This is a genomic window from Virgibacillus salarius, from assembly GCF_039521925.1.
Lineage (GTDB): Bacteria > Bacillota > Bacilli > Bacillales > Amphibacillaceae > Virgibacillus > Virgibacillus salarius.
Genome location: NZ_BAAACY010000037.1, coordinates 1 through 13,105 on the forward strand (window position 1 = coordinate 1; position 13,105 = coordinate 13,105).

Sequence of the window (13,105 nt, forward strand, 5' to 3'; positions counted from 1 at the left end):
ATTCCATAATAGCTACTAGAGAAAGCGTAAATCTGAGCATTTAGTGATAAGGACTGAGCGAATTTTGCTCCGTTTTTCTTATAATAGAAAAGGGATTTCACGCCAAGCTATTGTTCAGTTGGTATACGTTAGTTATCCAACGTGCTATTTTCAGCTGTTTCTTTCCCTCTAGACTACCAGTCGTTTTGAAGCAACTAATTGCTTCAGATGATAAGTGAAATCAAAATAATAGCTAAAGATGAGAAGCTCGCATATGGAGAAATCTCAAGTAAACAAGTGACTATATAGAGGCTTCGTTATGAGAGGAGTACGGTGATATTGGATGTCTGTATCGGTGGTAATATCTCCGAAGTCATGCTTTTATTTTGAACATCATTCCTATTTTCGTTATGATAAAGTGTACTACTAAATTTTCACACACGGATGGAATCATTTGATTTATATATACAAAAGGAGCGTTTAATGTGGAAACAATAATGGAAGCTGTTCATTTAATGGAAGCAAAGCAGAGTGAAAAAGCGATCGAGCTTTTAGAGAATTATCTGCCCATGGCTGATGAGGAAGAGAAATATACGATTGCTGAATTGTACATCCAATGGGGATATCTTCAAGAAGCAAGTGTATTACTACAAGCATTAATACAACAGTTTCCTGCAGAAGGAGAACTAAAGGTAACCTTGGCTGATATTTATATCGAATTGGAAGATGATGAAGCAGCCATACAATTATTAAACGAAATTCAAGAAGATGATCCGGCTTATGTACAGACGTTGATTCAGCTAGCTGATTTATATCAAGCACAGGGTTTATTTGAAGTAGCTGAGCAAAAATTACTGATGGCAAAGAATCGCGATCCTAATGAACCTATTCTGGACTTTGCTTTAGCAGAATTATATTTCTCTACAGGAGATTATCGAAAGGCAACAAATTATTACGAAAAAATTCTTCCTAAAGCAAAGGAAATTGCTAATGTTTCTATCAATGATCGAATTGCAGAGGCTTATGCCGCTTCTGGAGAATATGAACTAGCATTGACCTATTATCAAGATGAAGATAGCGAAAATCCGGATTCTTTATTTAAATATGGATTCACTGCTTATCAAGCGGGAAGAAGCGATATTGCAAGAAAAGCTTGGGAACATGTTATTGAGATTGATACGTATTATCATACTGCATATTATCAATTGGCTAAAGTGTATGAAGAGGAGGGGTTAGTGGAAAAAGCTTATGAAACAGCCCTAAAAGGCATTAAAGTGGACACCTTTAATAAAGAACTCTATTTTATGGCCGGCATGCTTGCCCATAAGCTTGAGAATGATGTGGAGAGTGAAACGCATATTAGGGAAGCCATTGCTATAGATCCTGACTTTAAAGAAGCCATCTTATTTTTGATTGAATTATTAAAAAATAAAGCAGATTTTAAAGGAATTATTGACTTAATTATCGAAATTAAACATACAGGAGCAGATGACCCTCAGTATGAATGGGAGCTTGCCCGTGCATATAATGAAACGGAATCATATGATAATGCATTAAAACACTATAATGCTGCATATACTAACCTTAAAGATGATACTGACTTTCTTAAGGAATATGGTTACTTCTTAACAGAGGAGGGGAGGATGAAAGAGGCAATACCTGTGTTTGAGGCATATCTAACAACGCATCCAATAGATGATGATATTAGTGAGTTCCTTGCTCGGTTGAAGCAATCAGATAGTGAAAAAGAGTTATAGAATGATCTTAGATGAATCGTGAAGGGGGCAAAGTCACTCATGCAAACACCAGTTTCCGTAGAAGATAAAAAGAGTTTTATCCAGTGGTTTTTAAATCATTATCAGTTAAAAAAACGTGAGAGCGTGTGGATACTAAATTATCTAGTGAACCATGATGAGTTACTTACCAACGTCCATTTTGTTAGGGAAGCTAAATTTTGCCCTAGAGGAATTATCATAACAAGTCATTGTTCAGAGGAGACAGCCTTTCGTTTCTACAAAAATCAATTGGTTACAAGTGATGCAGAGAAATCCTTTCATGATATTCGCTTGAATAAGCACGAACCATTGTATTTACAACTAAATTTTAAGAAATCATATCAAAATGCGTTATACATTGCTGTATTAGAAGAGAATCCGTTTATTCCAGATGAATATTTCATTACTCAAAAAGACCAAGAGCTTGCGAAGCAATTATTAGATCAATCGATTTTTGATTTTAAGAAAAAGCAATTGCATAAAAAAATTGATCTTGCGTTGGACGAAATGAATCAGGAAGCTTTTATTAAATTATCGAATGAATTAAAATCGCTTGAAGCAAGTAACCCTCATCAACCTAAATTGCTAAAGCAATAGGTTGATTTTTTTTGTGTTAATAAGATAATATTTACACATAGTGTAATATTTTTGGCAATGCTGTTAAACAATATAGAAAGGCTGATAACTATATGAAATGGAATAAAGCGGATTTAGCTCAATATCTGGAAGCAAAAGAATACATTGATACCATTCTGATACCATTAATTCCATATCAAATGTCTACGGAATCAGAGCTTGAAAAAAATGCATTTCAAAATGAACTAACTACAGTATTAGCTAATGACCTAGAAAAAGAACTTACAGGTAGAGTCATGCTAACTCCTTCTTACTACTATGTTAAGCATGCAACAAAAGAAGAGGAAATAGAAAGATTGCATGGTTGGATAACGGAGATTCAAAAGCAGCCGTTCTCCCATGTATTCTTTCTGACATTAGATGCTTCCTGGAAGAAACACGAACAAGTACTGAAAGGAACCTTACTGTGGCTACCTGGAATGAAATCTGGTGATCTACATTCAGCTGAGATGCATCGATTTGTTCGTGATCAGGTGGATCAAATTAGTGAATTAATCCGGTCTTATTGGTAATGAATAATTAAAAAACTTTTTGTTAACAAATATGAATATTTATTGACCGGACAAACAGTTTGCGCTATCATGGTTAATGTCCTAGTAATCTGATTAAACTATTATTGTCCGTGATCATTGTAAAAGAGGGGGGAAAATCATGAGTGAAAAGAAGCAGCAAGTATCCCGTAGACAGTTTTTAAATTATACGCTTACAGGTGTTGGCGGTTTCATGGCAGCTGGAATGCTTGCACCAATGTTGCGAATGGCAGTTGATCCAGTGTTACAAGAATCTGGTCATGGTGACTTGACGAATGTCAGTCTAGCTGTTGAGGATATTACTACAGAGCCTCAGCGTATTGATTGGAAAGTGAACCAAGTGGATGGCTGGTATGAATCTGAAGTAAACCGATCAGCTTGGGTATTCAAGAATGACAAAGATGAAATTCAAGCCTTTTCCCCAATTTGTAAACACCTAGGTTGTGTTGTATCTTGGGAAGGAAATGACCAATACCCTGATCAGTTCTACTGCCCATGTCATGATGGACGCTATTATAAAGATGGGACAAATGTGCCTGGCACACCACCTTTAAAACCATTGGATGTTTATGAATCAGAAGTTCGAGAAGGTATGTTATTCTTAGGCGACGCAGTACCAAGAGAGGGGGCGTAATCATTTATGCTACAAAAAATTTATGATTGGATAGACGATCGCATAGACATTACGCCAATCTGGCGCGATATTGCAGACCACGAAGTACCTGAACATGTTAACCCAGCACATCATTTTTCTGCATTTGTATATTGTTTTGGAGGGTTAACATTTTTTGTAGTAGTTATTCAGATTCTATCTGGAATGTTTCTAACGATGTATTATGTTCCAGACATTGAAAATGCTTGGAAGTCTGTTTACTATTTACAAACAGAGGTTGCACATGCACAAATTGTTCGTGGAATGCATCACTGGGGCGCTAGTGTTGTTATCGTAATGCTGTTATTACATACGTTGCGAGTGTTTTTCCAAGGAGCTTATAAAAAACCACGTGAACTTAACTGGATCGTTGGAGTTCTCATTTTCTTTATTATGCTTGGACTTGGATTCACTGGATATCTACTACCATGGGATAATAAAGCATATTTTGCAACACAGGTTGGCTTGGAAATTGCCGAACAAGTACCGTTTATTGGTGAGCAATTGAAAACGCTATTAGCTGGTGACGCAAATATCGTTGGTGCACAAACACTAACACGTTTCTTTGCGATTCATGTGTTCTTCCTGCCAGCAGCTTTATTTGGACTATTGGCAGTACACTTTATATTAATACGTAGACAAGGTATTTCAGGACCGCTATAAAAAGGAGGGGAAAGCATTGCATAAGGGTAAAGGTATGAAGTTTGTCGGAGATTCTCGTATCTCTGCTGAAAGAAAACCGAATGTACCAAAAGATTATTCCGAATATCCCGGTAGAACAGAAGCTTTCTGGCCCAACTTTTTATTAAAAGAGTGGTTGGTAGGTGCTGTGTTTTTAGTTGGGTTCTTGTGCTTGACCTTAGCTCATCCATCTCCTTTAGAGGGAATGGCCGATCCAACAAATGCATCCTATATTCCATTGCCGGACTGGTACTTCTTGTTCTTATATGAATTACTCAAATATCAATTCGCTAGTGGAGACTTTATTATTATGGGGATATTGGTCTTACCAGGTATCGCTTTTGGAGCGCTATTACTTGCTCCATTCCTTGATAATGGACCAGGAAGAAGACCTCATCAGCGTCCGGTAGCAGTTGGTATGATGCTATTGGCTCTTGCTTCTGTTATTTGGTTAACGTACGAATCTGCATCTCATGTTGATTGGGAATCACGTGCTGAGGCAAATAAACCAATACCTCCAGGGCAAGAGGTTGCAATAGACACAGAAGATCCAGGATATGCAATTTATGAGAATAGCTGTATGTCCTGTCATGGTGAAGACCTACAGGGTGGTGCAGCTGCTCCAGCATTAATTGGTACAGAACATTCTGCTGAAGAGATTGCTACCATTGCTAAAGATGGTACTGGATCAATGCCTCCTGGTCAATTTGCTGGTACAGATGAAGAATTGCAACAACTTGTTGACTTTATAGTATCGGTAAATGAGCAATCGCAGGAATAAGAATTAATAAAAACACCTTTGCCAATCAGATTGGTGGGGGTGTTTTTTATCATTCTACTCAAATATTCGTGAGTAATGTATTGAATCTCTAGGAAAAGAGGAACGATTTCTTGATAAAATGCATATTATTGGACAAACGCTTTTTAATGCTTTTATTTTTTATCAATTTAGCAGGTACCATTTATGGTTACAAATGGTATGAAAGTCAGTTATCCGTAACCCCTGACATATTTTTAATATTTGTTCCTGACAGTCCCACAGCTAGCTTATTCTTTACGATCTTTCTTTTATTTTTTATGTTCAACAGGCATGTACCGTATGTAGAGGCACTGGGTATCATTACGTTATTTAAGTATGGTATATGGGCGGTAGTAATGAATTTACTTACACTAGCTGTTGATGGTTCGCTAAATTGGCAAGGATATATGCTTATTGCTTCGCATGGTGCAATGGCAATCCAAGGGTTATTATATGCCCCCTATTATCAAATAAAGCTTCGTCATATTGCCGTAGCAGCAGTGTGGACATTACATAATGACATTATTGATTATGTATTTGAAATGATGCCGGTATACGGATCGCTCACCGAATATATGAACGAAATTGGTTATTTTACATTTTGGTTGAGTATTGTATCCATTTTCATTGCTTATTATCTGACGATACGTAAAAAAGAACACGATAATTAACGGCCCACCAACTGCAAAAATATCACTGTTATATAATATTATCCCGTATCATACATTAGTGTTAGAAGCTAAATATGGGGTGATCGCTATGATAAAAAACAAACTGGGTTCGGTTATTACATGCATATTAGTGATCATAGGGATGATTGGTTATTTTCATATACAGCCTATCATGATTGAAGCAAGCGTGCTCGTGCAAGCAAAGGAACCACCAAAGCAAAACGGGGACCTTCTTCCGCTGATTTGGACAGTTATAATTGTTGGTGGATGTATTGGGATTACATTAACCTACGTTAGTTGGAGAAAATATAAAGGTGAATCGAGGAAAAAAGCTAAAAAAGATAAAATAGTTGACTAACTACCTATTTTTGACTAAAATTGACCTTAACAAGGAGGAATGCAAACATGTTAGGTGGCTTTGGCGGTTACCTCATTTATCTAGCTTTACTATTGATAATCCCAATTTGGGCACAATCAAAGGTTAAGAATACCTATAAAAAATATTCTAAAAAAGCAACATCATCGTATATGACTGGTGCACAAGTTGCTCGTAAAATTTTGGACGAAAATGGATTATATCATGTAACAATCGAAGAAACTAAAGGTACATTGTCGGATCATTATGATCCGAGAAAAAAGGTTGTTCGACTTTCTACTGGAAACTATCACAGTCAATCCATGGCTGCTTCCGCTGTGGCAGCACATGAGGTTGGACATGCTATTCAAGATGCAGAAGACTATGCCTTCCTAAGATTTAGAAGCGCATTGGTACCTGTAGCAAGTTTTGGATCAAATATATCCTTCTTTCTTATTCTTGCAGGTATACTCCTTAACATGGGAGGATTATTCCTATTTGGTATCATTTTCATGTCAGCAGCAGTGCTATTTCAGCTCGTAACGTTGCCTGTTGAATTTGATGCATCGAATCGTGCGATGGCTCAGCTTGTATCTTCGGGTGTAATTCGAAATAACGAAGAACGTGAAACAAAGAAAGTGCTAAATGCAGCGGCATTAACTTATGTTGCAGCGGCACTAGTAGCAGTTGCTGAATTAGTGCGGTTTATCTTGATGTATGTTGCATCAAATAATGATTAGTAAGAATGAAGAAGGGGTTATTTTAACAGCCCATTAAATAAAAGAAACACTGACCATAGTGTATGAACATCACGGTCCGTGTTTCTTTTTGATTGTTTAGGAAATTATAAAGTTAACCGATGCGGATCAAGATGGGCGTATTGAGCCGCTTCCAGCTTCAGCGCCCAGAACCCTCCTTTATGTTGAGTAAGGTATGAAGAGGTAGACAATTATCTCGAATTAAGTTCTAATTCGATTGTTGTACCCTCTTAAAGAAATGGTTTTGCTTTTATTCCTGTATAGGATTTTTGTTTTCGTCTAATGTAAAGCCTTCCCCGAGTACATCGTGGACGGTGCTAACAGCAACAAATGCATGTGGATCAACGCTATTAATGATATTTTTTAAGCGTACAATTTCGTTTCTTGCTACGACACAGTATAATACGTCACGTTTGTCACCTGAGAAGCTCCCTCTCCCCTCTAATACAGTAACACCTCGATCCATATCTTTCAGTATTTTGGCAGCAATATCATTACTTTGACTGGAGATGATGGTAGCCCCTTTTGCTGAATATGCCCCTTCCTGTAGGAAGTCAATGACTCTGGCACCGATATACACAGCTAACAATGTATACATCCCTTGCTTTAAGTCTAATATTGCAAATACAGAAGTCATGATGACGATAAAATCAAAGAGAAACATGGTTCTCCCCATGCTCCATCCAACATATTTATTAACGAGCCTTGCAATAATATCGACACCACCAGTGGTACCGCCAAACCGGAAAATAATTCCTAAACCTACCCCGATAAATACCCCTGCAAAGAGCGCGACTAGAGTCATGTCTGATTCAAGATGCAAATCAAATGGATTGATTTGGAATATACTTAGAAACAGTGATACCGCTCCAGTCCCAATTATGCTATATATAAATGAATTTCGTCCTAAAAACTTCCAGCCGATTAAAAATAGTGGAATGTTTAAAATTATATTTGTAATCGCTGGATCCCATTTCCAAAGGAAATATAGCAATAGCGTAATTCCAGTAAATCCGCCTTCACCTAGATTGTGCTGCATATTAAAGTGAACAATACCAAAAGAAAATATGGCAGATCCTAATAAAATAAATAGTATATTTTTTACTTTTAATCCAAATATCAAACGAAAACCTCCTACTTTCTAACGATGTCCATTCCTATTAACAGTATAGACAAACTATCTATAAAGAACAATTCTATTTTTTTAGGAAGTTTAAAAAAGTTCCATAATGGAAGGGTTATGAATTAAATATTTGTCAAAACAACGTGGATTAGCTACGATAATAGTAGCAAATATGAATATAGGGGGAGATTTCCATTACTATAACCAATTACTCTACAAAAGAGATACAAGAACGAGTTGATAACTATATCAGCCAATTTAAAGAAGATTATTTCTCTCCATTAAGTTTAATGGCTAGATTGACGGAAGAAGTTGGAGAACTAGCAAGAGAAGTAAATCATTATTATGGCGAAAAGCCTAAAAAGCCTTCCGAACAGGAAAGGACAGTAGAGGAAGAATTAGGTGATATTATTTTTGTGCTTTCTTGTTTCGCTAACTCATTGGATATAGACTTATCGGAAGCATTTCATTCATCGATAACTAAAATTGAATCACGCGATAAACATAGATGGACCAGAAAAGACTAGTTATACATAAAAGGAGAATGTCACATGGCAATTAACGTTGTAATAGCAGGCCCAAGAGGAAAAATGGGTTCAGAAGCAGTCAAAATGGTAGAAAAGGAAACTGAATTTCGTCTCGTAGCATGTATTGATCGTAAACATGGAGGAAAAACGTTACAAGAGGTAGTTCCTCATTTTTCCATCGACGTTCCGATATATGAGGATGCTGAGACTTGCTTTAATGAGAATAATGAGGTAGATGTACTGGTTGATTTGACTGTTCCTGAAGCAGGTTACCAGCACACAAAAATTGCTCTAGCACACCATGTACGTCCTGTAGTCGGGACGACCGGTTTCTCCGAATTACAAATAGAGGAGCTAAGCTCCATTTCAAATTCTCAAAATGTCGGCTGTTTGATTGCGCCAAACTTTGCAATCGGAGCTGTCTTAATGATGAAGTTTGCAAAAATGGCTGCTACATATTTTCCTGACGTGGACATTATTGAGAAGCATCATGATAACAAACTAGATGCTCCTTCTGGAACAGCCATTAAGACAGCTGAATTAATCCGAGAAACAAGAACAGCTAAAAAGCAAGGGCATCCAAACGAAAAAGAAACATTGCCTGGTGCAAGAGGCGCTGATATAGATGGGATTAAGATCCATAGTGTACGTTTACCTGGTCTGGTTGCACATCAAGAAGTAATATTCGGAAGCGATGGGCAAACACTTACCATAAAACATGACTCTATGGATCGTGCTTCCTTTATGGAAGGAGTTAAACTTGGAATTAACAAGGTAATGGAAGAGCGACGGCTTATATATGGTTTGGAAAATATATTATAGGGTGGGAATTGTATGAAAATGAACATTGCATTAATTGCTCATGATAAAAAGAAGAAAGATATCATTAATTTTAGTATTGCCTATCAACATACGTTAAAGAAGCATAACTTATATGCAACTGGTACAACAGGAAAGATGGTAGCTGAGGCAACGGGTCTTGATGTGAATTTATTTCAATCAGGACCACTAGGTGGAGATCAACAAATTGGAGCAATGATAGCAAATGATAAAATGGATATGATCATCTTTCTTAGAGATCCATTAACAGCTCAGCCACATGAGCCTGATGTTAGTGCCTTGATGCGATTATGCGATGTTTATTACATCCCACTGGCTACTAACATTGCAGCAGCAGAAATCTTTGTCAGGGGCCTTGACAATGGCGATTTCCAATGGAGGGAGATCGTAAAAGAAAAGAAGGAAAAGGATAATCGCAAATGAGGAAAATAGGCATTACTTGTTATCCTAGTGTTGGCGGATCAGGTATAATCGCTACTGAATTAGGTATGCTCTTAGCAGAAAGAGGGAATGAAGTACATTTTATTACATCAAGCTTGCCATTTCGATTAAATCGAATTAATCCTCGAATATATTTTCATGAGGTAGAATTAAATCATTATCCAGTTTTTCAATACCCACCATATGATTTAGCGCTGGCAGCAAAAATGGCAGAGGTTATTAACAGAGAGAAGCTTGATATCTTACATGTTCATTATGCAATGCCCCACGCCATAAGTGCGCTTTTAGCGAAGGATATCGCAGAACATGATGTGAAGATTGTAACAACACTACACGGAACTGATATAACTGTATTAGCAATCGATGATATATTTAAAAACATGATTAAGCATGGAATTGAAAAGTCAGATGCCGTAACCGCGGTTTCACATTATTTAGCTGATCATACTGCAGATTTATTACATGTTAATAAAGAAATAGAAGTAATCTATAATTTTGTAAATGAAAAGCAGTATTATCGTAAAGAGATGCCAATCATCAAGGAGCAGTATGGGATAGCCCCAGAAGAAAAAGTGGTTGTGCATATTTCTAATTTTCGTAAAGTAAAACGGCTTCCAGATGTCATACAAACGTTTCAGCTAATCCAAGAAAATATACCAAGCAAACTTCTACTTATTGGTGATGGACCAGAGTATGGTACTGCTTCAGCCTTAGTTGAAGAGCTAGGTTTAGATGAAAAAGTATTATTTTTAGGGAAACAAAAGAACATTAATGAATTATTATCGATTTGCGATTTAAAGCTGCTGCTTTCTGAAAAGGAAAGCTTTGGACTAGTATTACTAGAGGCGATGGCTTGCGGAGTTCCTTGTATCGGGACGAATATCGGTGGAATACCAGAAGTAATACAGCATGGAGAAACTGGCTATATTACTGAGCTTGGTGATACAAAACAAGCAGCAACTTATGCGATAAAGATATTATCCAATCAAGAACAACATCAACGGTTCGCTGCGAATGCACTTGAAATGGTTCATACGCAATTTCATTCTAAAGAAATCGTTGAACATTATGAACGATTATATGATAAAGTATTAGATACTCCGTAGAAATGGTGATCGATATGTATAATGAATCTTTCCAAAAAGCAATAAAAGTAATTGAACGAATTGAGGGCTATCATCATCAGGCTTTTTTTGTTGGTGGATGTGTCAGGGACTATTTATTAAATCGACCAGTAGGAGATATAGATATTGCAACATCAGCAACACCCGAGTTTTTACAAGAGATCTTTCATAACGTTATACCAGTAGGTATTGAGCATGGAACTGTTATTGTCCGCTTTGAAAAAGAATCTTTTGAGGTAACCACATTTCGAGTGGATGGATCGTATTCCGATCAGAGACATCCTGACTCGGTTACATATATCGACAAAATTGATAAGGATTTAGCAAGAAGGGATTTTACGATAAACGCTTTAGCCATGAGTCGTCATGGCGCCATAATTGATTTATTTCAGGGCAAGCAGGACCTTGAAAATAGAATTATTCGCACAGTAGGGAATGGAAGAGAGCGATTTATGGAAGATCCGTTACGAATAATTCGGGCATTACGATTTAGTAGTCAGCTTGGCTTTAAAATTGATGAAACGACACTAAAGCATATGAAACAAGTGAAGCAGCAGATTGGTAATTTAGCGATTGAAAGGATTACCAATGAATTCACGAAATTTTTTGCAGGAAATTATATTTCGCAAGGTTGCACGTATTTGAGAGATACCGGTGTTTATAAATATCTTCCTGTATTTAAGGATCATGAGCAGCTATTTCATGACGTTGCTTCTATTAAGCAACCTCTATATTCGTTTGGTGAGGTAATGGCTGTTTGCCATTTATTAAAGCCATCACTTAACATATCGATGTGGACAAAAGCATGGAAATGTTCAAACAAAGTGAAGAACGAAGCAATTCAACTGTCGATGCACATAGATACATGGAAAAAATTAGGGGTATCACCGCTGCTGGTATATCAGCTTCCTGAATATTTATATGAGTCATTCGTGAGGGTGGCGAGTGTAGTCGATCCAACAAGTCCGATTCAACTCACGGATTTATGGGGAATTTACGAAACACTGCCGATTAAATCAAGAACAGAACTAGCAGTGAACGGAAATGATATCATACGTTTATTTCCTAGTTACAAAAAGGGGCCATGGATTAACGATCTATTAAATAACCTTGAGAAACAAATTGTTTTACATGGTTTACCTAATCAATACGAAACGATAAAGGAGTGGATAAAATGGAATCCACCCGAAATAAGTTAATAAAATTATTAGCTGAACATACGGAGGATTATATTTCTGGACAGATGCTTTCAGAAAAACTAAATATCTCACGAAGCGCTATCTGGAAACATATGAAGGAACTAGAGCGAGATGGTTACCAAATAGAAGCAAAATCAAAGGTGGGCTACCGAATTATCGGTTTTCCCGAAAGGATAACTGAAAATACGATACAATGGGGACTTAAGACGAAATGGCTTGGAAAAAAAGTAATTCATAGGGAAGTAACGAATTCAACCCAAGTTGTTGCACATCAAGAAGCCAAGGAGAACAAAGGACATGGTACCGTCGTTATTGCTGATGAGCAAAAAATCGGTAGGGGAAGAATGAGCCGAGCTTGGCATTCCAAAAGAGGCAGCGGCATGTGGTTAAGTATGATTTTACGGCCAGAGTTACCGCCATATCTTGCTCCGCAATTAACATTATTAACTGCAGTAGCATTAGCTGATACAATAAGTGACATGACAGGTACAGAACCTTTGATCAAATGGCCCAATGATATATTATTTGCCAATCAAAAGAAATGTGCTGGCATATTGACTGAGATGCAGGCAGAACAAGATAAAATTCAATACGTAGTAATCGGTGTTGGTCTAAACGTTAATCAGCAATTATCAGATTGGCCAGAAGAAATCCAAGAAAGAGCCACTTCATTACAAATTGAAACGAATCAATCATGGTCTATTCAGTCAATTATTCAAGAATTTTTATGTACGTTTGAAAAGACGTATGATATGTATATGAAAAAGGGCTTTGTTGAGATAAAGAAAAAATGGGAAAATTACGGCTTTAAAATAGGTGAATGGATAACGATTTACACATTACAGGAGAAGAAGAAAGCAATATTTGCAGGGATTGCATCTGATGGGGCGTTATTAATCAGAAATGAGTCTGGTAAAGTAGAACGCTTGTATTCTGGGGAAATTGATTGGTTTAATAAAAAAGCGTAATTTACCGTTAAAAGTGAAGCTCATTTTATATTGACCACAAACGAAAT

Annotated in this window: 15 protein-coding genes and 1 pseudogene; 15 read left to right on the forward strand and 1 reads right to left on the reverse strand. The window is 37.0% G+C overall.

What is annotated here, in order from left to right; all coding sequences use genetic code 11:
- The first annotated feature begins 464 nt into the window (after positions 1-464).
- The 9 genes and pseudogenes from ABDZ84_RS05795 to ABDZ84_RS05835 all read left to right on the forward strand — a co-directional run bounded on the left by ABDZ84_RS05795 (position 465) and on the right by ABDZ84_RS05835 (position 6,818).
- Positions 465-1,736 (forward strand): tetratricopeptide repeat protein, encoded by a 1,272-nt coding sequence (locus tag ABDZ84_RS05795; RefSeq protein WP_121605092.1) that lies wholly within the window; start codon positions 465-467, stop codon positions 1,734-1,736.
- A 39-nt stretch (positions 1,737-1,775) separates the two neighbouring features.
- Complete coding sequence (locus ABDZ84_RS05800) at positions 1,776-2,351, forward strand: ReoY family proteolytic degradation factor (RefSeq protein ID WP_026681007.1); 576 nt, start codon at positions 1,776-1,778, stop codon at positions 2,349-2,351.
- A gap of 92 nt (positions 2,352-2,443) precedes the next feature.
- Positions 2,444-2,902, forward strand: a complete 459-nt coding sequence (locus tag ABDZ84_RS05805; RefSeq protein WP_026681006.1) for a DUF2487 family protein — start codon at positions 2,444-2,446, stop codon at positions 2,900-2,902.
- Between the two features lie 139 nt (positions 2,903-3,041).
- Complete coding sequence (locus ABDZ84_RS05810; protein WP_026681005.1) at positions 3,042-3,554, forward strand: QcrA and Rieske domain-containing protein; 513 nt, start codon at positions 3,042-3,044, stop codon at positions 3,552-3,554.
- A gap of 6 nt (positions 3,555-3,560) precedes the next feature.
- A complete protein-coding gene (gene qcrB / locus ABDZ84_RS05815) occupies positions 3,561-4,235 on the forward strand; it encodes a menaquinol-cytochrome c reductase cytochrome b subunit (protein ID WP_026681004.1) in 675 nt (224 codons plus the stop codon).
- A gap of 16 nt (positions 4,236-4,251) precedes the next feature.
- Complete coding sequence (locus ABDZ84_RS05820; protein WP_026681003.1) at positions 4,252-5,034, forward strand: menaquinol-cytochrome c reductase cytochrome b/c subunit; 783 nt, start codon at positions 4,252-4,254, stop codon at positions 5,032-5,034.
- A gap of 110 nt (positions 5,035-5,144) precedes the next feature.
- Positions 5,145-5,723 carry a lipoprotein heptaprenylglyceryl N-acetyltransferase LhaT gene (gene lhaT / locus ABDZ84_RS05825; protein WP_026681002.1) on the forward strand — a complete coding sequence of 193 codons (579 nt, stop codon included), beginning with the start codon at positions 5,145-5,147 and terminating at the stop codon, positions 5,721-5,723.
- A 238-nt stretch (positions 5,724-5,961) separates the two neighbouring features.
- A pseudogene (locus ABDZ84_RS05830) lies at positions 5,962-6,081 on the forward strand (sporulation protein YpjB); the annotation flags it as partial.
- 47 nt (positions 6,082-6,128) lie between these two features.
- Entirely contained in the window at positions 6,129-6,818 is a 690-nt protein-coding gene (locus tag ABDZ84_RS05835; protein ID WP_026681000.1) for a zinc metallopeptidase, read from the forward strand.
- Positions 6,819-7,086: 268 nt separating this feature from the next.
- On the opposite strand, the gene ABDZ84_RS05840 is transcribed toward ABDZ84_RS05835, so the two are convergent.
- Positions 7,087-7,959, reverse strand: coding sequence for a YitT family protein (locus ABDZ84_RS05840; protein WP_205601734.1), 873 nt, complete (start codon positions 7,957-7,959; stop codon positions 7,087-7,089).
- 200 nt (positions 7,960-8,159) lie between these two features.
- On the opposite strand from ABDZ84_RS05840, the gene ABDZ84_RS05845 reads away from it, so the two are divergent.
- The 6 genes from ABDZ84_RS05845 to ABDZ84_RS05870 are packed head-to-tail and all read left to right on the forward strand — an operon-like array spanning position 8,160 to position 13,058.
- Positions 8,160-8,486: a nucleotide pyrophosphohydrolase gene (locus ABDZ84_RS05845; protein ID WP_343780539.1), complete on the forward strand. Its 327-nt coding sequence runs from the start codon at positions 8,160-8,162 to the stop codon at positions 8,484-8,486.
- 24 nt (positions 8,487-8,510) lie between these two features.
- Positions 8,511-9,308 (forward strand): 4-hydroxy-tetrahydrodipicolinate reductase, encoded by a 798-nt coding sequence (gene dapB, locus ABDZ84_RS05850; RefSeq protein WP_026680997.1) that lies wholly within the window; start codon positions 8,511-8,513, stop codon positions 9,306-9,308.
- 18 nt (positions 9,309-9,326) lie between these two features.
- Positions 9,327-9,749 carry a methylglyoxal synthase gene (gene mgsA, locus ABDZ84_RS05855; RefSeq protein ID WP_121605893.1) on the forward strand — a complete coding sequence of 141 codons (423 nt, stop codon included), beginning with the start codon at positions 9,327-9,329 and terminating at the stop codon, positions 9,747-9,749.
- Positions 9,746-10,873, forward strand: coding sequence for an N-acetyl-alpha-D-glucosaminyl L-malate synthase BshA (gene bshA / locus ABDZ84_RS05860; protein WP_026680995.1), 1,128 nt, complete (start codon positions 9,746-9,748; stop codon positions 10,871-10,873). The genes mgsA and bshA overlap by 4 nt, the downstream gene beginning before the upstream one ends.
- A 14-nt stretch (positions 10,874-10,887) precedes the next feature.
- Positions 10,888-12,090 carry a CCA tRNA nucleotidyltransferase gene (locus tag ABDZ84_RS05865; protein WP_121605095.1) on the forward strand — a complete coding sequence of 401 codons (1,203 nt, stop codon included), beginning with the start codon at positions 10,888-10,890 and terminating at the stop codon, positions 12,088-12,090.
- A complete protein-coding gene (locus tag ABDZ84_RS05870; RefSeq protein WP_343780528.1) occupies positions 12,066-13,058 on the forward strand; it encodes a biotin--[acetyl-CoA-carboxylase] ligase in 993 nt (330 codons plus the stop codon). The genes ABDZ84_RS05865 and ABDZ84_RS05870 overlap by 25 nt, the downstream gene beginning before the upstream one ends.
- The last annotated feature ends 47 nt before the right edge of the window (positions 13,059-13,105 follow it).

What these genes read in the sequence shown, in the direction of transcription:
- ABDZ84_RS05865 (WP_121605095.1), top strand. Translation starts at nt 10,888, where the DNA reads ATGTATAATGAATCTTTCCAAAAAGCAATAAAAGTAATTGAACGAATT.
- ABDZ84_RS05835 (WP_026681000.1), top strand. Translation starts at nt 6,129, where the DNA reads ATGTTAGGTGGCTTTGGCGGTTACCTCATTTATCTAGCTTTACTATTG.
- ABDZ84_RS05870 (WP_343780528.1), top strand. Translation starts at nt 12,066, where the DNA reads ATGGAATCCACCCGAAATAAGTTAATAAAATTATTAGCTGAACATACG.
- dapB (WP_026680997.1), top strand. Translation starts at nt 8,511, where the DNA reads ATGGCAATTAACGTTGTAATAGCAGGCCCAAGAGGAAAAATGGGTTCA.
- ABDZ84_RS05810 (WP_026681005.1), top strand. Translation starts at nt 3,042, where the DNA reads ATGAGTGAAAAGAAGCAGCAAGTATCCCGTAGACAGTTTTTAAATTAT.
- qcrB (WP_026681004.1), top strand. Translation starts at nt 3,561, where the DNA reads ATGCTACAAAAAATTTATGATTGGATAGACGATCGCATAGACATTACG.
- mgsA (WP_121605893.1), top strand. Translation starts at nt 9,327, where the DNA reads ATGAACATTGCATTAATTGCTCATGATAAAAAGAAGAAAGATATCATT.
- ABDZ84_RS05805 (WP_026681006.1), top strand. Translation starts at nt 2,444, where the DNA reads ATGAAATGGAATAAAGCGGATTTAGCTCAATATCTGGAAGCAAAAGAA.
- bshA (WP_026680995.1), top strand. Translation starts at nt 9,746, where the DNA reads ATGAGGAAAATAGGCATTACTTGTTATCCTAGTGTTGGCGGATCAGGT.
- ABDZ84_RS05800 (WP_026681007.1), top strand. Translation starts at nt 1,776, where the DNA reads ATGCAAACACCAGTTTCCGTAGAAGATAAAAAGAGTTTTATCCAGTGG.